The 22,463-nt window shown below is 67.7% G+C and carries 19 protein-coding genes; 4 read left to right on the forward strand and 15 right to left on the reverse strand.

Annotated elements, in window-relative coordinates; translation table 11 throughout:
• Positions 1–11: 11 nt before the first annotated feature.
• Positions 12–2,870, reverse strand: a complete 2,859-nt coding sequence (locus M6444_RS08920) for a BTAD domain-containing putative transcriptional regulator (RefSeq protein WP_298325772.1) — start codon at positions 2,868–2,870, stop codon at positions 12–14.
• A 149-nt stretch (positions 2,871–3,019) separates the two neighbouring features.
• On the opposite strand from M6444_RS08920, the gene M6444_RS08925 reads away from it, so the two are divergent.
• Positions 3,020–4,276: an amidase domain-containing protein gene (locus M6444_RS08925; protein WP_298325774.1), complete on the forward strand. Its 1,257-nt coding sequence runs from the start codon at positions 3,020–3,022 to the stop codon at positions 4,274–4,276.
• Between the two features lie 39 nt (positions 4,277–4,315).
• Here M6444_RS08925 and M6444_RS08930 read toward each other — a convergent pair whose 3' ends face one another.
• A complete protein-coding gene (locus M6444_RS08930; RefSeq protein WP_298325777.1) occupies positions 4,316–5,512 on the reverse strand; it encodes an MFS transporter in 1,197 nt (398 codons plus the stop codon).
• Positions 5,513–5,825: 313 nt separating this feature from the next.
• Between M6444_RS08930 and M6444_RS08935 the strand changes: the two genes are divergently transcribed.
• Positions 5,826–7,217, forward strand: coding sequence for a hypothetical protein (locus tag M6444_RS08935; protein WP_298325780.1), 1,392 nt, complete (start codon positions 5,826–5,828; stop codon positions 7,215–7,217).
• Positions 7,218–7,315: 98 nt separating this feature from the next.
• On the forward strand, positions 7,316–7,942 hold the full coding sequence (locus tag M6444_RS08940) for a DUF305 domain-containing protein (protein WP_298325782.1): 627 nt from the start codon (positions 7,316–7,318) through the stop codon (positions 7,940–7,942).
• A gap of 24 nt (positions 7,943–7,966) precedes the next feature.
• Here the strand turns inward: M6444_RS08940 and M6444_RS08945 are convergent, their stop codons facing one another.
• From M6444_RS08945 to M6444_RS09005, 13 genes are all read right to left on the reverse strand, one after another.
• Complete coding sequence (locus M6444_RS08945; protein ID WP_298325785.1) at positions 7,967–8,722, reverse strand: IclR family transcriptional regulator; 756 nt, start codon at positions 8,720–8,722, stop codon at positions 7,967–7,969.
• Entirely contained in the window at positions 8,719–9,786 is a 1,068-nt protein-coding gene (locus tag M6444_RS08950; protein WP_298325787.1) for a BadF/BadG/BcrA/BcrD ATPase family protein, read from the reverse strand. Before M6444_RS08950 ends, M6444_RS08945 begins: the two co-directional genes overlap by 4 nt.
• On the reverse strand, positions 9,783–10,796 hold the full coding sequence (locus tag M6444_RS08955) for a BadF/BadG/BcrA/BcrD ATPase family protein (protein WP_298325790.1): 1,014 nt from the start codon (positions 10,794–10,796) through the stop codon (positions 9,783–9,785). Before M6444_RS08955 ends, M6444_RS08950 begins: the two co-directional genes overlap by 4 nt.
• On the reverse strand, positions 10,787–12,040 hold the full coding sequence (locus M6444_RS08960) for a 6-phospho-beta-glucosidase (RefSeq protein WP_298325793.1): 1,254 nt from the start codon (positions 12,038–12,040) through the stop codon (positions 10,787–10,789). The genes M6444_RS08955 and M6444_RS08960 overlap by 10 nt, the downstream gene beginning before the upstream one ends.
• 56 nt (positions 12,041–12,096) lie before the next feature.
• A complete protein-coding gene (locus M6444_RS08965; protein ID WP_298325796.1) occupies positions 12,097–12,558 on the reverse strand; it encodes a RidA family protein in 462 nt (153 codons plus the stop codon).
• 13 nt (positions 12,559–12,571) lie between these two features.
• On the reverse strand, positions 12,572–13,810 hold the full coding sequence (locus M6444_RS08970) for an amidohydrolase/deacetylase family metallohydrolase (protein WP_298325799.1): 1,239 nt from the start codon (positions 13,808–13,810) through the stop codon (positions 12,572–12,574).
• Positions 13,807–14,958, reverse strand: coding sequence for an aminotransferase class V-fold PLP-dependent enzyme (locus M6444_RS08975; protein ID WP_298325802.1), 1,152 nt, complete (start codon positions 14,956–14,958; stop codon positions 13,807–13,809). The genes M6444_RS08970 and M6444_RS08975 overlap by 4 nt, the downstream gene beginning before the upstream one ends.
• The gene (locus M6444_RS08980) at positions 14,955–16,079 is read right to left on the reverse strand and encodes a mandelate racemase/muconate lactonizing enzyme family protein (RefSeq protein ID WP_298325804.1); all 1,125 of its coding nucleotides are present in this window, start codon (positions 16,077–16,079) and stop codon (positions 14,955–14,957) included. Before M6444_RS08980 ends, M6444_RS08975 begins: the two co-directional genes overlap by 4 nt.
• Positions 16,076–16,909: an SDR family oxidoreductase gene (locus tag M6444_RS08985; protein ID WP_298325806.1), complete on the reverse strand. Its 834-nt coding sequence runs from the start codon at positions 16,907–16,909 to the stop codon at positions 16,076–16,078. The genes M6444_RS08980 and M6444_RS08985 overlap by 4 nt, the downstream gene beginning before the upstream one ends.
• Positions 16,906–17,793, reverse strand: coding sequence for a carbohydrate ABC transporter permease (locus M6444_RS08990; protein ID WP_298325808.1), 888 nt, complete (start codon positions 17,791–17,793; stop codon positions 16,906–16,908). The genes M6444_RS08985 and M6444_RS08990 overlap by 4 nt, the downstream gene beginning before the upstream one ends.
• On the reverse strand, positions 17,790–18,683 hold the full coding sequence (locus M6444_RS08995; protein WP_298325811.1) for a sugar ABC transporter permease: 894 nt from the start codon (positions 18,681–18,683) through the stop codon (positions 17,790–17,792). Before M6444_RS08995 ends, M6444_RS08990 begins: the two co-directional genes overlap by 4 nt.
• A 61-nt stretch (positions 18,684–18,744) precedes the next feature.
• On the reverse strand, positions 18,745–19,980 hold the full coding sequence (locus tag M6444_RS09000; protein ID WP_298325814.1) for a sugar ABC transporter substrate-binding protein: 1,236 nt from the start codon (positions 19,978–19,980) through the stop codon (positions 18,745–18,747).
• Between the two features lie 230 nt (positions 19,981–20,210).
• Complete coding sequence (locus M6444_RS09005; RefSeq protein WP_298325817.1) at positions 20,211–21,050, reverse strand: hypothetical protein; 840 nt, start codon at positions 21,048–21,050, stop codon at positions 20,211–20,213.
• Positions 21,051–21,456: 406 nt separating this feature from the next.
• Here M6444_RS09005 and M6444_RS09010 point away from each other — a divergent pair.
• Positions 21,457–22,463: AAA domain-containing protein (locus M6444_RS09010; RefSeq protein WP_298325820.1), on the forward strand; the 1,007-nt coding region annotated here is incomplete at its 3' end.

A 22,463-nucleotide genomic window follows, 5' to 3' on the forward strand; every position in this document is an offset into this window, starting at 1 on the left:
GGCCGCTGGACTCACGGCCGGATATCGTGGCTTGCGGACGTCATGGCCGGTCGGTCCAGGCTCGCGATCAGCTCGCGCAACTCGGACCGGGTGACGCGGTGACTGTCCGCCCAGCCGTGGTCGTCGAGCAGCCGAAGCGCGTGTTCCCAGCTGGTGCGCGCCGCCGAGGTGTCGCCGAGGGCGAGTTGCGCCTCGCCGAGACTCTTCCACGTGTCGGGCGTCTCGGCGGTGACCCCCGAGTGCTGGTAGCGGGCGAGTGCGTCGAGATAGAGGTCGCGGGCCCGGCCCGGCTCCCCCATGGCCAGGTACACCTCGGCCAGCGAGTCGGTGCACACGGCTACGAGGCGCGCGCTGCGCTCGTCCAGGGCCGAGCGCACGGCTTCTTGCGCCATCGCGCAGGCCTGCTGGCGCCGGCCGGCGGCGAGGTAGGTCATCGCCAGATTGTTCTGGATCATCGCGCGCGGGGCGGCGAGTTCGACCGCCAGGGCGACCGCTTCCTCCAGGCTCTCGATCGCCGAGTCGAACTGCCCCAGGTGGCCCTGGCCGAGCCCCCGGGACATCAGCGCGGCAAGCTGGCCCCGCTCATTGCCGACGGCCCGGAACTGCTGCTCAGCGCGCCCGGCGCACTCGAGGGCTTCTCGGGGCCGTCCGCACGACCAGTGCACCACCCCGCGCTGCCACGTGCAGATGGCCTCAGCAGCGTGATCGTGGACGGCTTCGGCACTGCTGGTGGCGAGGTCACACAGCTGCATCGCCTCCAGCGGATGAACGGCGGGGTCCAGCAGCATCCCCATCAGCGACGCGAGCTGGTAACTCGTGACGTGGTCGCCGCTGCGGGCGGTGTCGGTGACGATGGCGGTGAGGCGGGCTCGGTTGTCGTTGAACCAGCGCGCCGCCGCGTCCGATCCGCTGAACTTCTCGGGTTCCACGCCAGGCAACACGTCCGGCAGCGGGACCGTCACCAGGGACGTTCCGAGCACCGCTGTCCTGGCGTTGTCGACACTGTGCACGTAGGCCGACCGCATCCGGTCGACCGCGGCCGTCCGCTCCGCATCGGCGATGGTGGCGTGGACGAGCTCAGCCGCGTGGGCGCGGACGAGGTCGTGCATCTCGTACTCACCCGGCCGGGGTTCACTGACCAGATGCGTGTCGACCAGCCGGCCGAGTAGCCGGCCCGCTGCCGCGACACCGACACCACACAGTGCCGCTGCCGCCACAGTCGAGTACGTGGGGTGCGGATGCAGCCCGAGCAGCCGGTACAGGCGGGCCGCGTCGTCAGCCAGCGCCTCGTACGACCACGACAACACGGCCCGGACACTTGTCGTGGGGTCGTCTTCCCACGCCGTGAGGGTGTTCAGGACGTTGTGTTCTCGCCGCAGGTCGGCGACCACGTCGCGGAGCGCGAGACGGTGATAGCGCCCGGCTCGTTCGGCGGCCACGGCCAGGGCCACCGGTAGATTCCCGCAGAGCTCGGCCAGCTCCCGGATCGCGACCAGGCCGTCCGCGGTCTGGACGTCCGGGTGAGCCTGTAGCCGCGCGTGCAGGAGTTCGACGGCGTCTTCTGCCGTCATGTGCTCGACCGGCACCCGGTCCGCGCCGTCGCGTGCGGCCAAACCACGTAACTGGCTGCGTGACGTCACCACGACGACGTTGCGCCCACCGGGCAGCAGCGGCCGGACGTGGTCGGTGTCGCGCGCGTTGTCGAGCACGACGAGCATCCGTCGATCGGCCATCTGATCGCGGAAGAGCTCGCTGCGCTGGTGTTGGTGCTCAGGCAGCGCGCCGGTCCAGCCCAGGCCCCGAAGGAGGGCGTCCAGCGCGGTGGCGGTGTCGAGCGGCTCGCTGGGGCCGTGCCCACGCAGGTTGAGGAAGAGCTGGCCGTCGGGGAACCGGTCGACATGGCGATGGGCACAGTGCACCGCGACCGTCGTCTTGCCGGCACCGGCCGGCCCGTGCACGGCGATGATGGTCCCGCCGTTGTCGATGCCGGCTTCGACAAGCCGGTCCAGTTGCTCGACGTCGCCTGCACGGCCGATGAATCCGGCGATGTCAACAGGCAGTTGCCGGGGAACGTGTGGACGGTCCGCAGGCGCTGGCGTCTGCTGGTGCTCTGGTCGTACGTCCGCGTCGCCGGACGGTACGTCGTCCGCCAGCACCCGGCGTTCGAGTTCTCGCAGCTCAGGCCCCGGCTCGATGCCGAGCTCGTCGACCAGCGTGTCTCGTGCGTTCCGATACACCTCGAGCGCTTCGGCCTGGCGCCCGGATCGGTACAGCGCTGTCATCAACAGCGCAATCAGCCGTTCGCGCAGCGGGTGTCGTCGAGCCAGGTCAGCGAGCTCGCTGACGACGGCGCCGGCGCGACCGCGCGCTACTTCGGACTCGTAGAGAAGTTCCAGCACGGCCAGCCGGCGTTCGGACAGCCGGCGTTCCTCGGCCACCAGCTCAGGTACGTCCAAGCCGCCGTACGGCGTTCCCCGCCACAACTCGAGGGCGCGGCGAGCCAACTCGGCACAGCGGGTCCGGTCCACACCGGCCGATTCCACGGCCTGATCAGCCAACGACTCGAACACCTGGACGTCCACGTCACCCGGATCCACCCGCAGCCGATAACCACCGTGTTCGAAAGCCAGCCGATCCGGCTCGTCCAGCAGCCGGCGAAGCTTGTGCGCGTGTAGTTGCAGCTTGCGCTGCGCGCCGTCGTCAGGTTCGCCGGGCCACAGCGCCTCAGCCAGCACGTGCACCGGAACCGGCTCGTTCGGGCGAGACAGCAGCATGGCGAGGAACGTGCGGGCCAGTTTCCCCGAGATCGCGGCTTCCGCTCCGTCGCGCAGCAACCGGATCCGGCCCAGCGCCTGAAACTGCGTCCCCATCCCGCCTCCGACGATCGACGATCACGATATCCAACGCCGTCGGCAAGAAAGCGTCAGGCAAGCCGGAGGAATGCGGCCGCCGTCACCATCGCCGTGGGCCGATCGGGTCCGCGGAAACGCATGGAGGATGCACATTGCGGAACACACACATGGGCACACTGACCGTGTGCGCGGCCATCGCGCTCAGCGCCGTGGCGACCAACACCGTGGCTGCCCAGCCGACGACGGACGCCGATGCCATGACCACTCCGCTGCCGCCGGAACGTCAGGTCGAGCTGCTCGCCCAGCAGTACTTGGCCGACCGCGACCAGGGATGGTTGGGACCCGGTGAGCAGGGAGCTGCACGGCTGCCCGCCCATCGAGTCGCCGCCCAACCGGCCAACGTCAGCAGCAGCATCGCGCAGATCGCCACCGAACTCGCCGACGAGCGGGGCTTGCGGGCCAGCGACGTCAAGACCGATTTCGTTCCCGGCGCCGAGGTCGAGATCCACCCCGACAGAGCCTCGGTGACCACCACCTCGGTGACCAATCTGACCTGGAACGACGATGAGCTCGGATCGTCGATGCTCAGCGATCGCTACCGCATCGACTTCAGCCGTTCACGCGGCCAGTGGCACGTCGAGAAGGTCTCCTACGTCGATCCACCCAGTACGGAGGAGTCGGCGCAGCAATCACGACCCGCCGAGAACTCCGAGCCAGCCGAGTCTCCGGCGGACGCGGGCGGTCCGCCCCACCAACTCCGCACGGTCTCCTATGACCGCGACGCCGCAGCCGCCTACGCGCAGACGTGGTCGATCATCGACTACTCACCCGGGCCGACTCCGCGCTACAACCACGACTACCACCACGTGTGGTTCGACGAGGACGAGTATCCGGCCTACGACAACGTGAACGACTGCACGAACTTCGCCTCCCAGATGCTGGTCGCCGGTGGTTGGCCCAAGGTCGACGGCTACTGGCCGGGCAACGTCGAGAACTGGACCGACGCGCTGTCGTGGCCGAGCCCGTACCGCGCGTCCGAGACCTGGACGATCGCGTACATGCTGTGGCGCTTCATGACCGAATCCGGGCGCGCCGAGGCGTGGAAGTCCGGCAGCCCGGCCGAGACGGACGCCATCTGGGATCTTCAGCCGGGCGATGTGCTGTTCGCCGACTGGGACCCGGACAAGAAGCCGGACGGCAAGATCGACCACGCCATGCTGATCTCGGGAACGTTCACCGAGATGGGCTTCACCGAACCGGTGTACTCACAGCACACGCCGCACCGGCACAACATTCCGCTGAGCCTCGGCATCAAGATGGCCACAGCCGAGCCGCCGCCGGTCGACCCGGGCACCGGCATGGGCGGGCAGGGCCGCGAGGTTCACTTCTACCCGGTGCACGTCAAGGACTCCTTCGAGGAGTGACGTGCCGCGTCACCCGTCGGCACTGGCCGTCCCACCCCGTCATGAGGGGTGGGACGGCCGGTGTCGCGGCACCCACCGCGCCATCAGGCCCGCGGCGAGGAAGGCGATGCCCCCGGCTGCGGCAACCGCGACACCCAGCGTCGCCACCGCCGTGACGGCGCTGACCGACAGCGGCCCCAAACCGTTCCCGACATCGGAGAGTAGGCGCCACGCCCCCAGGAACGCCGCGCGGCCGCCGTCCGGGGACACGTCCGCGCCGATCGTCATGATGATGCCGCTGCCCAGGCCGTTACCGAGCCCCATCAACGCTGCGACCGCGGTGTATGTCCCGAGTGCCGCGGTGAGTGGCAGCAGCACCAGGGACATGCCCAGGATCAGCATCGACGGCACCACGACCCACCGCCGTCCCATCCGGTCCATGACCATGCCGGCGGGATAGAACAGCAGCATCTCGACCGCTCCGGAGATGCCGAAGATCAGGCTCGTCGTCGCGGGGCTCAGCCCGATCTCCTCGCCCCACAGCGGCAGCGCGACCTCCCGCGACGCACGCGCGGCCCCAACCAGCAACGCCGCCGCCCCGAGCGTCCGGAGTACCGGCGCTTGCTGCCGTATGACCCGCCGCATACTGATCGGGGACGGCGACCGATGCGCCTCGACGACGTGCCGCGCCGTCGGTGGGTCCGGGACGACGATCAAGACGACGGCCGCGGCGACGGAAGCCACCACGTGCAGCCAGTATCCGCCGTCGGTGCCCAGGCCTTTCATCATGGCGGCGCCGAGGAACGGCCCCACGAACATGCCGACGCGATGGGTCCCGCCCAGCGTCGACAGGGCCCTCCCGCGCTGCTCGTACGGCATCACGTCAGCGAGATACGCATGCCGCGCCAACCCGAACACCGCCGTCGCGAATCCGATGAACACGACGGCGACGATCAGGACGGCGACGCTGGTTGCCGTGATGCAGGCACCGAGCGCGGCGACGGTGACGACGAGCGCGACGAGCATCGCCCGGCGCTCGCCCATCCGGATGGCCAGCAGACCCGCCGGCAGGTCACCGATGACGCGCCCGACACCGAGGAATGCGACGACCAGCCCGGCCGTCGCGACGGATGCCCCGAGGTGCCGCGCGCTGAGGGGAATGACCGGAGCGATGGCTCCCTGTCCGATACCGAAGAGCAATGACGGGAGATAGACCGACGGTCCGATGGACCAGAGGTCGATCTTCGTCGATGACATCAACGCCTGCCTTGCTGCGCGGTCGGCTCGCAGCGCCTGCCTGCGGGGCCCGCACTCGTTCGATACCGCCGACGCGGCGATGAGCCGGCGAAGAACTCCTGCGCCACTCTAGTCGGCGAGGCGACGCGGAATACGATGCCCGCCATTCATACGTCTCACCGAGCCGCATGCGGACTTGTCAAGGGGTAGTCATGTCCCTCTTGAACCGTTATCGTCGATTTTCGTTCAGCCTCACTCCATCCAGATGACCAGCGGTATCACCCAGGCAGTGCCCCCCCGGAAGCACTAGTCACATGTGTCAGGAGGCTTCGACATGCAGTTCCCCCAGCGCAGCGGCCGATCATGGTTCGGCTCGAAGGTGACCGCGCTGACCGGCGCCTTGGTCGTCGCAGCGGTCGGCCTGGCCGGTCCGTCCGCCGCGCAGTACGACGAACTCGAACCCGACGAGATCGCGCACAGCGACAACATCTCGCACGTCGCGAACATCCCACAGCAGGGAGTCAACGAAGGCTTCACCCACAGTGACCTGGCGTTCTGGGGTGATTACGCTATCCAAGGCAGCTACGGCGGCATCAACATCTACGACATCAAGAACCCGCGAAAGACCGAACTCGTCAGCCAGTTCTCGTGTCCCGGCGGGCAGGGCGACCCCACCGTCAGCCCCGACGGGTCGCTGGTGTTCATGTCGGTCGACTCCGCGCGCACGGACGACTCGTGCCAGAGCGAGGGCTCGTCGCCGGCCGACCCGGACGCCTGGGAAGGCATGCGCATCATCGACATCACCGACATCGAGAACCCCGAGTACGTCGGGTCCGTGCAGACCGATTGCGGGTCGCACACGCACACACTGGTCCCGGACGACAGTGGCGAGGTCGTCTACCTCTACGTCTCGTCGTACGGCCCAGCTGACGCCTTCCCGAACTGCCAGCCGCCGCACGATTCGATCTCGATCGTGGAAGTGCCGCTGGACAACCCGTCCGAGGCCGCGGTGATCGCCAAGCCGAACCTGTTCCCCGACGGTGGCGCTCCCGGCACCGCCGGCTGCCACGACATCACCGTGTTCCCCGAGGAGGACCTCGCTGCGGGCGCCTGCATGGGTGAGGGAATCCTGATGGACGTCTCCGATCCCGCCGACCCGTACGTGATCACCACGGTCAGGGACGCCAACTTCGCCTTCTGGCACTCGGCGACCTTCACCAACGACGCCAAGCGCGTGGTGTTCACCGACGAGCTCGGCGGTGGTGGCGCAGCCACCTGCAACGAGGAGATCGGGCCCGAGCGGGGCGCGAACGCCATCTTCGACATCGTCGGCCAGGGCGACGACCGCACCCTGGAGTTCCGTAGCTACTTCAAGATCCCGCGCCACCAACAGGACACCGAGAACTGCGTCGCGCACAACGGCTCGCTGATCCCCGTCAAGCACGGCGACATCATGGTGCAGGCGTGGTACCAGGGCGGCGTCTCGGTGTACGACTTCACCGACCCGGACAACCCGGTCGAGATCGCCTACTTCGAGCGCGGTCCGCTGGACCCGCCCGGACTCGGTGGTTCCTGGTCGGCGTACTGGTACAACGGCTACATCTACTCCAGCGACATCGCCAAAGGCCTGGATGTCCTGAAGGTCAGGGGCCGAGAGTTCGCCGGAGCCAACCGCATCAGGATGGATCACTTCAACGCGCAGACTCAACCCCGCTATCGGGACTGACCTTCGCGTGAGCTCGGTGATCGACAGGGATCCGCTACTGCCCCGGCGCTAAGGGATCCCTGTCGATCACCGAGCACAGCAGAAAGGACGGGCGCACGATGAATCACCGACGAGTCGCCAGTGCGCTGTTGACGACCGCCCTCGCGATCGGCGCGGCGGCGGTCTCCGCCACAGCGGCAGAACAACCTCGCTCCGAGGCGTCCCCCGCCGAAGCACGCTCCGAAGCGCTCGCGCAGAACACCGCCAACGACGTCGACGTGGAATTCGTCGAGATGATGATTCCGCACCACTACCAGGCGCTCGTCATGAGCCGCATGGCTCCGGACCGCTCCAGCGACCCATCACTGCTCTCGCTGGCCGACCGGATCGACGTCGAGCAGGGCCTCGAGATCTCGATGATGCAGAACTGGCAACGCTGGCACGACCTCGAAGTCACCGACGCCGAACAGGCCTACCACCACATGCTGCAACATCCGGAGATGCTCGAAGCGATGGGAATGGCCACCCCCGAAGAGCTCGATCAGTTGAGCGCATCGTCGGGCACCGCGTTCGACGTGCTGTACCTGCAGTTGATGATCGAGCATCACCAGGGCGCGATCACCATGCTGGTCGACGTCATCTCCAACGGCAACGACGTCACGTTGGAACAGTGGGCCACCGACATGCTGACCACGCAGCACACCCAGGTCCAGCAGATGGAGGGCATGCTCGCGGACAAGACGTAGCCGGAAGGCCGACGCCGGCGCCGGTCAGCCCACGACGGTGCCGGTCCAGCCGAGTCGAGCCGACGCGCTGCTGGCCGCTGCGAGAAGCTGCGCGAGCAGGGTACGCGGCTGGAACCGGGCGTGCTCGGAGGGCTGCCCGATCAGCGCCAGCGCGGCGACGACTTCGTTGCGCGCGTCCCGTACGGGAACGGCGACGGACAGTCCGCCCGCCCGGAACTCGCCCGGGACCTGCGCGATACCTGAGACCCGCACCTTGTCGATGTCGCCGAGGAGCGCGTCCTTGTCGACGCCTGCGGCATCCGGCCCGGCTTTGGCGAGGCTGCTGTTCACCACACTGTCGAGCTCGGCGGGTTTCATCGCCGACAGCAGAACGCGCCCAGCTGCGGACGCGTGCAGTGGGAGCTCCATCCCGACCTGGACGAGATCACTCGGCTGGTCGGCGGGGTCGGCGACGTCGATCACCACGCCGGACCCCAGGTCGTCGATCACGGCATAGGCGGTGCTCTTGGTCACCGTGGCCAGCGTGCGAAGTGGTTCGTGCAATGATGCGGTGACGTCGCGGCTTTCCATCGCGAAGCTCGCCAGGTCGAACAGCCGGTGTCCGAGCCGGTAGTTCGACGTTCCGACCCGCGACACGAAATGGTGCTGCTGAAGCACGGTCAGCAAGCGCAGGACGGTTGATTTGTGCACGCCGAGTGCTTGCGAGATCTCGGTCAGCGTGGTGCGGCCGGCCACGATCTCGTCGAGAATGCGCAGCCCACGGTCCAGGCTCTGGCTCATGCCATGCCACCTCGATCTTCGGCCGGTCTGACCGGAGCCTGCTCCGGCAGTGCGGAGATTCCGGAGATGATCGAATTCATCAGGTCGTCTCCGAGCGCGGGACCGCCTCGTTCGGCGCCGATCCCGGCCAGCGCGGCGCCTACCACGGGCGTCACGGACATCCGGGTGATCGACAGGCCCGGAACGAGCCGATGAAACTGCTCGTCGACCCGGTCGTCGAGGCGGCGATGGCCCCGGGTGAGCAGTGAGCCGGCCAGGATGACGTCACTGCCGGCGGGATTCACCCGCGCGCGCTTCATGGCCGCTGTCGCCATGATCACGACCTCGTCGGCCAACCGGTCCACGAGCCCGCAGGCGACATCGTCGCCCTCGTCGTCGGCGACGAACAACAGGTCGGCCAGCCCAGGCAGTTCGCGGTCCAACTCGCCCCGCGCCCGGCAGGCGATCAACGCTTCACGGACCGTCGACCGGCCCAGATGCGCGGCGACGTAGTACTGCAATGACGTTTGCGGACCTCGAAGGTCCTCGGCCCGCGAGGCGGCGTACAACACCTCGCGCCCGAGCCCGATGCGTCCACCCCACTCCCCGGACACCTGGCCGAAGGCGAGATAGCCCGCCGTCATGCCGGTGGCTGACCGGGCGATGGCGTTCATCCCGTCGTCAGCGAGCACCGCGACGCCGGACGGGCGTCGCAGACCTGCCCACAGGATGGCGTGGATGTCGTTGTCCACGGTGAGAGCGGCATGCGGATAGAACTTCGCCAGGCGCTGCTCGAGCTCTCGACGGTCCTCGGGGGTGTCGGCGCCGGCGATGAACACGACGAGCCGGCGCACCGCGCGAGCGTCGGCGACCTCGGCTGCCGTGACCGTCGCGTTCACGAGCTCACCGATCACCCGTGCGGACTCGTCGAACCCGACGTGCTGAGGGGAGGCGGTGCGCGTCGATCGGCTGGCCAGCGCATGACCGTCCAGGTCGAGGAGCACACAGTGGGTTTCGAGGTGTCCTCCAGCGATCGCGAGCAGCAACGTGCGATCACTGGTGCCGTTCGCTCTGCCGCTCGTCACGTGACCACACCTTCCGCCGCAGCCGGGTACCGGCGTGCGTCCTGTGACATCTCCTTGATTCGCGAACGCTCGCGGTCCGGTAGGCCTTCGGGCAACGCATGCGCAAGGGCCCCAGCCACGGGCGGCACATCCAACCGCACGAGGCTCGAAGTCGGGTCCACACGGTACAACGCTTCGTCGATCAGCTTATCCAAGCGGTCGCGGCCGCCGGTCAGCACGCCACCGGCCAGAACGACTCTGGCACCGGTGCCCCGCAACTGCGTTCGATCGAGCATGACCCGGGTCATCGCGGCGATCTCCTCAGCCAGGCGGCCCACGACCGACACCGCCACCGGGTCCGCCTCGTCATCGGCCCGGAAGAGCTCGTCGACGAGTTCGGCCAGCCGCGTCTCGGCGAGCTTGCCCGTGTGTAGGGCCATGACGACCTCGTCGATGCTGTGCACGTCGAAGTGTTGTTTCGTCAGTTCCGCCAACCGGGTCCGCGGGCCGCGGCCGTCCTCGGCCCGGGCGGCATGCCACAGCACCGTCCGGCCCAGACCCAGCCCGCCACCCCAGTCACCGGACAGCGCCCCGAGCGAGCGGAAAGATGCCCGCTGACCAGCCGCTCCGAGGCCGACCGCGTTGATGCCCGCACCGCAGATCACCGCGACGCCCGCAGTCCCGCCGGTCCCAGCCAACAGGGCCGCCATCGCATCGTTGTCGACGTGGACGTCGGCCTCCGGCCAGCGCCGAGTCAGCACCGCATTGAACCGAGGCGCGTCCTCAGGCAGGTCGAGACCGGCCAGGAACGCGCTCAACCTGCCGATCGGCGCGGCGGCGTTCGCCTCCTGCTGGACCGCCTCGACGAGGTCGGTGATCACCTGAGCAGCTGACTCGTCCCCCAGCTTGTCCGGCGAGCTGCCCGACCCCCGAACCATCGCCAGCGTCCGACCGTCCGGCGTCGCGAGGGCTACGTCGGTTTTCGAGTTGCCCCCGTCGACGCCGACGACCAGCGGTTCGGTCATGCCCATGCCAGGTGTTTCCTGTTCTCCTGGATCAACCGGTCGGCGAGTTGTTCGGCCAGCGGCCACTGGCCGATCAGCGGGTGGGCAAGTAGCGCGTCGGTGACCCGTCGGCGTCCGCCGCGCACGGCGGCATCGACGGCCAACTCCTCGTATGCCGACACGTGGGCGATCAGCCCGCGCGCCGAGGCGGGCAGCGTGGGCGCCGGCACGAACTCGATCGTGCCGTTGCCGACGGCCGCACTCGCTTCGATGACCGCGTCGGGCGGCAGGAAATCCAGGGCGTCGGCGTTGCGCGCGTTCACCGCATGCACACCGTCACGTGAGCCGAGCAGCGACGACACCAGTTCGACCGCGGACTCCGAGTACAGCGCGCCACCACGGCGAGTGAGCGCGTCGGGCTTGTAGTCGACGCTCGGGTCGGCGTACAGGTCCAACAGCTCGCGCTCGATCCGCAGCACCTCGTCAGCCCGCGACGGCCCGTCCTGCAGCTGCCGGAGGACCTCGTCGTGCTGGTAGTAGAACCGCAGGTAGTACGACGGCACCAGGCCGAGATGTTCGACCACCGACGCCGGCAGCTGCACCCGTTTCGCGATCTCCTCCGCACGGGAGGCGAGCAGCTCCGGCAACACGTCCTTGCCCTGGTGGTGTACAGCGGCCTCCCAGCTCAGGTGGTTGAGGCCGACGTGGGCCAGCTGCACCTCGCTCGGCTCGGTTTCCAGCATCCGGGCGAAGAAGTACTGCAGGCCGATCGCCACGTTGCACAACCCGACAGCCCGGTGCCCCTCGTCGAGGAGGGCTCGGGTGACGATCCCGACCGGGTTGGTGAAGTCGACGATCCAGGCGTCCGGCGCGTGCTCGGCCACCTGGGCCGCGATGTCGAGGACGACCGGGACCGTCCGCAACGCCTTCGCCAGCCCGCCGGCGCCGGTGGTCTCTTGCCCGATGCACCCGAACTCCAGCGGGAAGTTCTCGTCGACGGCCCGGGTCTCCTGGCCACCCACCCGGATCTGGATGAGCACGACGTCGGCGCCTTCCAGCGCGGAGCGCAGATCGCCGGTATGGGTCAGCCGGTACGGCTCCCCGGCCGCCCGCAGCATCCGCTCGCCCATGCCCGCCACCAGCTCGAGCCGGTCAGCGGCCGGGTCGACCAGCACGACCTCGTCGAGGGACAACAGGTCCTGCTGGCGGGCAAAGCCATCGATGAGCTCAGGGGTGTAGGTCGACGCTCCACCGACTACGACGATCTTCATTCGACGTCCTCGTACCTTTCGTTGTGCACAAACTGCGGCCCGGGGCTGTTGGCCCGTCAGCGCAGCCGCACGATCATCTCGATCTCGACCGGCTGGTTCAGCGGGAGATTGGACGTCCCCATCGCCGAGCGGGCATGACGGCCGCGCTCACCGAAGATCTCGACGAGCAGGTCGGAGCAGCCGTGCACCACCGCGGGCTGGTCGTGGAAGTCGTCAGCGCTGTTCACCAGGGCGAGCAGCTTGATGATGCGATCGACCCGGTCGAGGTTGCCGACGTGGTCACGGACCGAGCGCAACAACTGCACCCCGGTGGCCCGAGCCGCCGCGTACCCCTCCTCGAGGCTGACCTCGGCGCCGACGCGTCCCCGGTACAACAGGTTGCCTTCGTTGTCCTCGGGGCCATGTCCGGAGACGTAGAGGATGTTGCCGTCCTGGACGCAGGGCACCACACCACCGCGCTGCCCGATCTTGGTGGGTAGCTCGATACCGAGGTCGCGGACTCGTTGTTCGAAGCTCATGGCTGTCCTTTCTCTAGTGGTTGTCATCGCCGTCATCGCCCGTGGCCCCGAACTTCGTCAGCCACGGGGAGGACCGGAACTCCTCGCGTCCGTCGTCGAACGGCGCGAGAACCTGCCCGCCGACCACGGTCAGGCGGTGCACGAAGTGCTGCGTGAGCTGCAGGCGGTGCCCGGTGGAGTCCTGCTTCCACCGGTCGGTCGCTTCCACGGCGAGCACCGCGACGTCACCGGCCGCACCCGGCTCCAGCCGGCCGAGATCGGCGCGCGAGAGTACCGAGGCAGGCCGTCGTGTCGAGCGGTCCAGCACGTCGTCAAGCGGCATACCCAGAGCGAGGAACATGTCCATCACGGTGAGCATGCTCTTGATCGGCCCGCCGACGTTCTCGGCATGGATGTCCGACGACAGCGAATCCGGCTGCACGCCCTCGTCGAGGGCCTGGATCGCCACCTGGTGCGACATGCTGGCCACGCCGTGACCGACGTCCAGGCGTACGCCGCGTGCGACGGCCTCCTTGACCTCCGGGCGTACCCGGCCGTCGGCGCCGATGATCCGCCCGCCGGCGTGCGGATGGAAGCAGTGCGTCAACACGTCACCGGCGCGCAGGTACGGCAGGATCTCGACCAGGGTCGGCGGCGCCATCCCGATGTGGATCATGAGGGGCACACCGAGCTCGTCAGCGGCCTCGCGCGCCTGCGGCAACACGATGGCAGCGTTGTCACCGAGCGCGTTGGAGCTCGCCCGTACCTTGATGCCCTTGATCTCGTCCGGGAACTCCTCGGCCGCCCGGAGCACGGCGCGCAGGTCAGCGAAGGCCGGATCCCACAGCTCGCCGATCTCGCGCGTCAGCATGCCCGCCGGCGCCAGGCCGACGAAGGACATGTTGAGGAACGGGACCACCCGTACCCGGCTGCGGTCCCGCACGTGCATCAACAGGCCCTCGAACGTTCCGGCTCCGCTGGTGCCCGCGTCGACCCAGGTCGTCACGCCGCTGCGGGCCGCGGTCTTGTCCGGGTTGATGCCCAACCTGGCTGACCCGAGATAGACGTGGGTGTGCAGGTCGACCAGGCCGGGAACGACCAGTGCGCCCTCGGCGTCCACGGTCTCGCGTGCCCGCGGAGCATCCGCCTGGGCGCCCACGAACTCGATGCGGCCGTCGCGGATGCCGACGGCAGCGTCGGCGAAGCCGTCGGGGGTGAAGACGCGACCGTTGTCGATGCGCAGCTCGACGCCCGTCGGTTCCGGTGTGTTCATGACTCCCCCTCGCTCAGCGCACGCATCGCGGCGGCCACGGCCTCGATGAGGTACTCCTCCTCGTCGGGGAGCACGGAGTACGGATTGATGAACGCCTGCTGGGAGCGAGGGTCCTCCACGCCGATGGCGATGGCCGGAGACCCGTCGGCCAGGCGCCGTTCCACGTCCGCCGCGGTGGCGTCGATGCTCTGTGGCCACTGGAAGAACAGCCGGGGACAGGTCTGTCCCAGCCGTCCGGTGGGCACGATCCAGGTACGCAGTCCCGGCACGGCATCGAGGCGAGCCTGGTACTGCTCGAGCAACCGCTCCCACCGGCGGTACTCGCCGTCCCAGTCCAGCTTCAGCGCACGTTCCACGGCCGCGAGCAGGCCCAGTGCGTTCTCCTTGCTCGTCTTCATCGAGCGCCCGACCGAATGATGCGGGTAGGAGTTGGCAGCACACGCCGCGACCAGATCGTCCCGGCCCACGATGAGCCCGGTCGATTGCGGACCGCGCAGCCCCTTGCCGCCGCTGAACAGCACGAGGTCGGCGCCCTGGTCCAGGTAACCGGTCAGGTTCGCCACCGGCGGGAACTGCGCGGCGGCATCGACGATGACCGGCACGCCGTGGGCGTGGGCGGCCTCGGCGACCTCGGGCAGCGGCGGTGCACACCGTTCGAACTGCGTCCCGGAGAAGTACAGCACCGCCGCGGTCCGCGGACCGATCCCGGCGCTCACCGCCCACGGCGGCGTCGAATCGGCATGCCCGACCTGGACCAGCGTGGCGCCCGCAGCGAGCACGGCGCGGTCGTAGCTGTTGCGTTGGGAGGCGAGGATCACCACCTCGTCCCGGCGGTCACGGGTGTCCGGCAGCAGACCCACCGCGGCGGCGTCGGTGCCCGTGATGCAGGCGGCCACCGACACCGCCAGCCCTGCCGCAGCGCCGTTGACGACGTGCGCGGCCGGCGCACCGATCAACTCGGCCAGCCTTCGGCCGACGGCGGTGAGCAACTCGTCGACGTCCACGTGGTGCGCTGCCGCGGCCGACATCGCGGCGGTCACGTCCTCCGGCAGGCGGCCGCCACCGAGGGCGGTGTAGGTGTCGGCTGCGTTGATGACCCGCCGGACGCCGAGGTCGGCGTAGATCTGCGCCGGAGCCGGTTCGGTCATCGCCATGTCAGCCTCTCAACAGCTTCTTCGCTGACGTCCACGCCGATACCCGGGCCCTCCGGGACCGGCATCGAGCCGTCCGTGGTCTCCAGCCGCGTGGTCAGCACGTCGTCCAGGTGCATCGCGTAGGTGGAGTCCGACGCCAGGTTGATCGCCGGGGAGGCCGCGACCACCTGCAGCATCATCGCGGTCTTGACGCCGAGATCCCAGCCGCAGTGATGCGCCAGCGGAATGTGAAAGGCCGACCCGATCGCGGCCAGTTCCAGCAGCCCGCTCACGCCGGCAGCGCCTTCGATGTCCACGACCGCGGCGTCGATACTGCCTTCGGCCACCGCCCGCGCGACGCCGCCGGTGGTGTAGGCGTCCTCGTTGATCGCGATCGGCACCAAGGCCCGCTCCACCAGGGAACGGTGGCCGGCGTAGTCGCCGACAGGAAGCGGCTGCTCGACGTATTCGACGGGGAACGCTGCGACTTGGCGCAGGAACGTGAGCGCGCTGATGCGGTCATAGGCCTGGTTCGCGTCGAGCCGCAGCCGCATCCGTCCGTCGGTCGCGTCGACGATGGCCTGGATGCGTGCGAGGTCGGTGTCCAGATCGAGTCCGACCTTCGTCTTGAAGACCCGCCAGCCCTCGTCGTAAGCCCGCCGCGCGACGGCCGCCGTCGTGTCGGGGTCGTTGATGCCCAGGCAGAACCCGACCTCCACCCGGTCACGCACCGGCCCACCGAGCAGGTCGGCCACCCGGCGACCCATGCCGCGTGCGGTGATGTCCCACAACGCCATCTCAGCCGCGCAGGCCAACGCGGGACGGCTGAACTGCGGCCAGTACGGCGCGTCGACGCGGGCCATGGTCTCGCGGATGCGGGTGGCGTCCTGGCCGATCAGCGCCGGTTCGATCCAGTTCTTGACCAGCGAGACGTCCACGGCGCGGTCGAACCCGGTGTTCATCTCGCCCCAACCGCTGAGGCCGTCGTCGGTGCGGACGCGTATCAGCAGGCTCTGTGCGGTAGTGACCCCCTTCGCGTCCTGGCTGCCCGCGTAGGGCGCGATGCCGCCGTCCTCGATCAGCCGGACGGGCACTTGGACGTGGAAGGCGTCCACCCCGATGATCTTCGAACTCATGCCGGCGGTTCTCCTTCTACGCAGGTGTGGTTCACGTCGTCGTACTGCAGGCGCGCGAAGGCGAGCGCGCCGAGTCCGCCGTCCACCGGGACGACGGCACCGGTCAGCGGGGGGCCGTCGGGGGTACCGAGCCATGCAATCGTTTCAGCGACGTCGTCGGGCTCCCCGGGCGCGCCCCACGGGATCAGTCGCGCGACCTCGCGCCGGTTCCATTCGGCTTGCTCACCGCTGGCACCCATCCACTCGTCCCATCGCCGGGTGCGGGTGAACCCGGGTGCGACGGCGTTGACGCGCACCCCGTGCGGTGCAGCATCGACCGCCAGCGCACGCGTGAGGTTCTCCAGGCCGCCCTTCGCCGCCGCGTAGGCAGCCTGCTCCGGCAACGGCCGCTGACCATGAATGGAGCTGACGTTCACCACGGCACCGCCCGGTTTGCGCAGGTACGGCCAGAGCGCCTGAGTGAGTAGGAACGGTGCGGTGAGCGAAACGTCCATGACCCGCTGCCACTGCGCCCGCGGCAGATCGGCGAAATGGCCCTCGGCGCCGATGCCGGCGTTGTTGACGAGCAGGTCGAGCTCGCCGCACCGGGCCGCGACCTCGTCGGCGATCCGTTGGGGCGCGTCGGCGGCGGCCACGTCCACCGTCATCGACCAGACCCGGCCGCGGACGGCGGGGCCATCGGGCGCGTCGGGCGCGTCGAGCGCGTCGAGCACCGAATCCGGCAGCGGCTCGACATCGCACGCGATGACGTCGAACCCGCGCTGGACGAGCGTGCGGACGCAGGCCGCACCGATCCCGTGCGCTGCGCCGGTCACCACCGCCGAGGTCATCCCTTCACCGCCCCCGCCGACATGCCCTGGATGAAGTACCGCTGGACCAGCAGGAACACAATCGTGATCGGCAGCGAGATGACCGTCGCCGCGGCCATGGTGGCACCCCAGTCGACTTGGAACTGCCCGGCGAAGTCGGTCAACGCGACCGGCGCGGTCCGCGAGCTCATCGACCGCGACACCACGGAGGCGAAGACGAACTCGTTCCATGACTGGAGGAACGAGAAGATGCCCAGCGCCACGATCCCGGGCGCGGCCACCGGCAGCACGACCGTGCGAACCGCACGCAGGCGCGTGCATCCGTCGATCATGGCCGCTTCTTCCAGCTCCACCGGGACACTGCGCACCGTCGACGTCGCCATCCAGGTGACCAGTGGCAACACGATGGTCAGGTGAGTGATCACCACGCCAGGGATGGTGTCGAGCACGCCCATCGACGACACCAGCTTGAACAGCGGAAGCAGCAAGACCGTGACAGGAAGCAGTTGCCCCAGCAGTAGCCCGATCGAGATCGGACCGGTGCCGCGGAAGCGGATCCGCGCGATCGCATATCCGGCGGTCCCGCCCAGCAGGATGGTGATCAGCGCCGTGAGGAGCGCGGCGAGCACGCTGTTGCCGATCGCGCGCGGCATGTCCGACGAGGTGAAGACGTTGACGTAGTTGGTCAGCGTCGGCGAGGACGGCAGCAGCGTGGCCGGCAACCGGAAGATCTGGTCGGCCGGCTTGAAAGACGTGGCGATCATCACCACGACCGGCAACAGCCCGAACACCGTCAAGAAGATCAGGACCAGGTAGGACAACCCGGCGCCGAATCGCGACAGGACCGGGGTGCTCAGGCGGGGCCTGCGCACGCGGTTGTGCTGCGTGGTGTTCAACGCCGTCATCGCTGCGGATCCCTTCGTGTGCGCTGCACGTAGAACGCAGCGATGCCGATGGTGATCAGGAGCTGGATGGTCGCCAAGACGTGGATCGCGCCTTCGTCGCCTTGCAGGAAGTACTGGTATAGCTGCACCGGAAGGATGTTGGTGGCTCCCGCCGGGCCGCCACCGGTCATCACCCACACCGGCAGGAACGAGTTCAGCGTCCACACCGTCACGATCAGCGTGACGATGAAGGCGATGTCGGCGATGCTCGGCAACACGATGCTGCGGAACGTGCGGACCGGTCCCGCGCCGTCGACCTTGGCCGCCTCGTACAGCTCCTGCGGAATCGTCTGCAACGCGGCGGAGATCATGAGCATGACGAAGGAGAACGTCGCCCACACGTGCACCAGCACCACCGCCAGCAGCGCGATGCGAGTGTCGGTGAGCCAGCCGACTGGTTCGTCGATGATCCCGGCCGACATCAACAGCGAGTTCAAGACGCCGTAGTCACGGCTGTAGAACCATTTCCAGGCCGTCGCCGCGACGACGGTGGGGGTGATCCACGGGATCAGCAGGATGGCACGCCAGGCCCCTTTGGCTTTCACCAGCCGGTGCTGCAGGGCCAGCGCGCCGGCGGTGCCGAAGGCCAACGAACCGACCGTGCCGGCGACCACCCAGATGACGGTGTTGGTCAGAAGGTCTTTGAAGGCCGGGTTCGCTGCCAGCAGCTGCAGCCGGTCCCAGCCCTGGGTGGATATGCCCCCGACCAGGACGGTGACCAGCGGCGCGACGGTCAGGACCGCCATCACGATGATGCTCGGCAGCGTCAGCGTCCAGCCAACGACGTTGCGTCGTCGCGCGGCCGTACTGCGCCGGACCGCAGCACCACTGCGCACCGCTGTTGTCGTCATGCTTCGCCCTTCGTCATGCCTCGGGAGGGCGCGAATCCCGCGCCCTCCCGAGCAGCCCACGTCAGTGGACCCGCAGGATCTGTTCCGCGTGCTGGAGGATCGATTCGTTGGCTTCTGCCGGTGTCTGGTCGCCCAGCGCGATGCTCTGCAGCGCGGAGTGGATCGTCGGGACGAGGTCCTCCCAGCCGGCGTACGCAGGCCGGCTCTTGGCGTACTCACCGTGCTGCTTGATGAACGGCTCGAAGAGCGGGTCCTGGAACCGTTCGGCGTCGGCAGCACTGATGCGTGCCGGGAAGGTCTCGGTCATCAGCGTCTGGCTCTCCGGCTGCGCCAGGAACTGGGTGAGTTCCTTGACCTCGTCCGGGTGCTCCGTTCCCTCGGGAACAATCAAGGAGAACCCGTCGGCGCTGACGGTGCCCGGCCCGTCCGGTCCCGGCCACACCGCCGTCCCGATGTTGATTCCTGCTTCCTCGATCGGTTTCACGGCGTATGCGCCCTCGAAGTAGAACGCGATCTGCTCGTTGATCAGCAGGTTCTGCAGGTCGGTGTTGCTGGCCTCCAACGAGGACGGCGTCACGTAGCCTTCATCGAAGCCCTCGGCGAGGACTTCGAGCGCAGCTTCGGACGCCTCCGCGTCGATGGAGACCGAACCGTCCTCTTCCTCGGTGAACTCGCCGCCCTGGGTGTAGTACTCGTTGAGCCACCGCACCCGGGCGTTGTTCGGTTCGCCGAAGGGCCAGCCGTACGCGTAGACGCCGATGTCCTGCAGCGCCTTGGCCGCGTCTTTCAGTTCGGCCCACGTCGCCGGCGGTTCCTCGATGCCGGCTTCGGCGAACAGGTCCGCGTTGTAGACCATGGAGCCGGCGTCCCAGCGGAACGGCACCCCGTAGACCTTGTCGTCGAAGCTGGCCGTCGAGACCGCAGCCTCGTAGAAGTCGTCGCGGGGCATGTTGTCGTCGTACCAGTCCGTCACGTCGAGCAGTTGGCCCTTGGACGCGTAGACCGGAATCCGCGACGTCAGTTCCGTGATCAGATCCGGGGTGTCGCCAGAGTCGAGAGCCACGCGGATCTGGTTGCCCATGGTCTCCCACGTGGTCTGGACAGTCTCCACCTTGATGTCCGGGTGGGTCTCGGCGAACTCGTCGAGGAGTTCAGCGGCTGCTTCCTCGTCCCAGTCCGGCACCCACCATTCGATCGTGCTCTGTCCCTCGGCGCTGTCGTCGCCGCCGCCACATGCGGCAAGCGATACGCCAACACACAGGGCCGCGGCTATCGCCGTCACTCTCCGAGCCCGCACGTGCATCCGTCCTCCATCAATGGCCGCAGGCGGGTCGCTGCCCATCCGCTCTCAGCAATCCACCTCGGGGGCATTGCATATCTTGCAACGCTCCCTGAACTTGAACGCGATGATGGCAACGGCGTGAGCTGGGTGTCAACGATTGCGACGCCGCGAAACTCGTTTGTTGCACACTACGCAATATCTACTGTGCTGGCGGCTAAGTGGATGGTGTCGCGAACCCTGGCGCGCTACTCCTCACGTGTCGCAACGCCGTCGGCGGCGCGGGCTTTCGCCCACTCGCGATAGTCCTCCTCGATGTGGTCCGCCCAGACCGGCAGGTCGATCTCACCGGCGGTGTACCGCCCTTCCGCGATCCGCTGCTTGGCGAACTGGTCGCGGTCGCTGATCGTTTCGCCCTGGCGGGCGACTTCCTCGGCCAGGTGCGGCGGGATGAAGGTCACGCCGCTCTCGGTACCGAAGACCACGTCACCAGGCAGGACCGTCGTCAGGCCGACCCGGACCGGGATGTTCATGCCGGCCAGGGTCACGTTGCGGATCGGCGTGGGGTCGGCCGCGCGGTAGTAGAAGTTCGCGCTGGTCAGCCGGCGTAACCCGACCAGGTCTCGCACGCCACCGTCGATCACGGCTCCCGCCTTGGTGCGCCCGGCCACCGCCGCGCCGAGGTTGTCGCCGACCACGGTCCCCTCGATGACCTTGCCGAAGATGTCGGCCACCATCACGTCGCCGTCGACCAGCGAGTCCACGACCCACGTGTTCTGCAGTGAACCCTCGGTGAAGCCGCGCTCCCGCCCGATCTGCTCGACAGCGTGGTCATAGTCCGGGCGGATGGGCAGGTACTGCGACGTCACGGCACGCCCGACCAGCGTGTGCTCCTGAGTCGACAACCACCCGCCGACGTACTGGTACGGGTAGCCGTTCTCGTCGAGCACATGCCATGCGTGCTCGGCCGTGAGGTTCCTCAGCCGCTCGAGCGTTGCATCGGGCACCCGCGGCCGCCCGTCGTCGAACCGGTCCCCGTCCCATGCCGCCGTGAGCCGCAGCATCTCGTCCCGCGAGAACTGGATCATCAGAACTCCTCTGTCGCGTGTCGCAGTCTTTGCATCGGAGCGCACGCACCAGTGCTCGCGGCGGCGCTCGGCGCCTCAGCCTAGCCTCGAGTCAGAGATTGCACATCATGCAACGGCTGCCTCGGCGAGCTCAGCCGATCCCACTTGGTCGACTCCACCGTGCGACATCCGGACGCTGCGGGATGCCGACGTCCAGCGCCAACGGTCACGCAGGCCCGAACATCGGTCAGACACTCCTGTCCAGGCCCAGCAGGTGGGGGCGCTCGCAGGGCAGTGAGCCCGGAGACGTCGGCACTACCTCTTTTCAAGATCAGTACAAACCAGTAAAGTGATCTTGTCGTCAGGAAGCCCGCTTCCTGGCGATGCGAAAGGGCGGCGCACGGATCTATGCGGGAGGTCGGAGCCATTGCTCGACCCACGTCGCGAGGCCATTCTTGTCAGACACAAGGGAAAATCGGAGTTCGTCGACAAGACTGACTCCATCCTTCAGTACAAGCCCAACTCAGCCCACATCTCGATCACCTATAACGGTGGGAAGACCTACACACACCCCGCGACCAGCGTCAAAGTGTTGCGGAATCCTGTCCGAATACCGCTAATTGACGGCGCCGTCGTCGAGGTCGATGGCCGCGTCCGAGAAGACGTCGTCGAACTTTGGCGCTTCACTGACGCTGGCACCCCGTGGTGGCGGGTGTTTCGTGCGACTAAGGCGGGCGAGCGCCATTCGATGACTCGCCACGTGCGCCTACTGAAAGACGCTGCCCGCACGACCGCTGGCATTGATGTTCTCAACTACTGGCGCGCCATTGTTTCTCGGATACCTGACAAGGAAAACTCTCTTCGACAGCCTTATGAAACTCTTCGTTTTGTGCACCCTGAAAGTGTGCTCGGGAAATTCATCAACGGCGATTCTATAGAATCCGTCGGTGGCGTCACTCCGCTGATCTTTCCGTTCTCTTCAAACATTAGTCAGCGCGAAGCGGTCACTAATGCCCTGAATCACTCCATCTCCGTTATCGACGGCCCACCCGGAACCGGCAAAACCCAGTCCATTCTAAATCTTATTGCTAATATCATTCTCGAGCAGGGAAAGACCGTCGGCGTAGTTTCGTTCAGTAACGCCGCGGTCGACAATGTCTACGAGAAGCTGACTGATCTCGGCTTCGAGCACGTCATGGCGAAGCTAGGCAGAAAAGAAAAACGGGAGGCGTTCTTTGAAGAGGAGTTACTCTCGGCGCGAGCTTCCTTTATCGGTGGATTGGCGAAAGAAGGAATCACAGCGCCTCCGGCCAGCGAGCTGACCGATCTCGCGCAAACGTTACATCGCCTCCAAGAAGATCAGCGGCACCTGAAACGGTTAAAGGAGGAGCTCGAGGCGTATCGACTTGAACGCCGCCATTTCGACCAGTACTT

Source organism: Haloactinopolyspora sp. (assembly GCF_027324685.1).
Lineage (GTDB): Bacteria > Actinomycetota > Actinomycetes > Jiangellales > Jiangellaceae > Haloactinopolyspora.

Bases quoted from the DNA above. Each gene is read 5' to 3' on its own strand.
- M6444_RS08920 (WP_298325772.1), bottom strand. From the start codon at position 2,870: ATGGGGACGCAGTTTCAGGCGCTGGGCCGGATCCGGTTGCTGCGCGAC.
- M6444_RS08925 (WP_298325774.1), top strand. From the start codon at position 3,020: ATGGGCACACTGACCGTGTGCGCGGCCATCGCGCTCAGCGCCGTGGCG.
- M6444_RS08930 (WP_298325777.1), bottom strand. From the start codon at position 5,512: ATGTCATCGACGAAGATCGACCTCTGGTCCATCGGACCGTCGGTCTAT.
- M6444_RS08935 (WP_298325780.1), top strand. From the start codon at position 5,826: ATGCAGTTCCCCCAGCGCAGCGGCCGATCATGGTTCGGCTCGAAGGTG.
- M6444_RS08940 (WP_298325782.1), top strand. From the start codon at position 7,316: ATGAATCACCGACGAGTCGCCAGTGCGCTGTTGACGACCGCCCTCGCG.
- M6444_RS08945 (WP_298325785.1), bottom strand. From the start codon at position 8,722: ATGAGCCAGAGCCTGGACCGTGGGCTGCGCATTCTCGACGAGATCGTG.
- M6444_RS08955 (WP_298325790.1), bottom strand. From the start codon at position 10,796: ATGGGCATGACCGAACCGCTGGTCGTCGGCGTCGACGGGGGCAACTCG.
- M6444_RS08960 (WP_298325793.1), bottom strand. From the start codon at position 12,040: ATGAAGATCGTCGTAGTCGGTGGAGCGTCGACCTACACCCCTGAGCTC.
- M6444_RS08965 (WP_298325796.1), bottom strand. From the start codon at position 12,558: ATGAGCTTCGAACAACGAGTCCGCGACCTCGGTATCGAGCTACCCACC.
- M6444_RS08970 (WP_298325799.1), bottom strand. From the start codon at position 13,810: ATGAACACACCGGAACCGACGGGCGTCGAGCTGCGCATCGACAACGGT.
- M6444_RS08975 (WP_298325802.1), bottom strand. From the start codon at position 14,958: ATGACCGAACCGGCTCCGGCGCAGATCTACGCCGACCTCGGCGTCCGG.
- M6444_RS08980 (WP_298325804.1), bottom strand. From the start codon at position 16,079: ATGAGTTCGAAGATCATCGGGGTGGACGCCTTCCACGTCCAAGTGCCC.
- M6444_RS08985 (WP_298325806.1), bottom strand. From the start codon at position 16,909: ATGACCTCGGCGGTGGTGACCGGCGCAGCGCACGGGATCGGTGCGGCC.
- M6444_RS08990 (WP_298325808.1), bottom strand. From the start codon at position 17,793: ATGACGGCGTTGAACACCACGCAGCACAACCGCGTGCGCAGGCCCCGC.
- M6444_RS08995 (WP_298325811.1), bottom strand. From the start codon at position 18,683: ATGACGACAACAGCGGTGCGCAGTGGTGCTGCGGTCCGGCGCAGTACG.
- M6444_RS09005 (WP_298325817.1), bottom strand. From the start codon at position 21,050: ATGATCCAGTTCTCGCGGGACGAGATGCTGCGGCTCACGGCGGCATGG.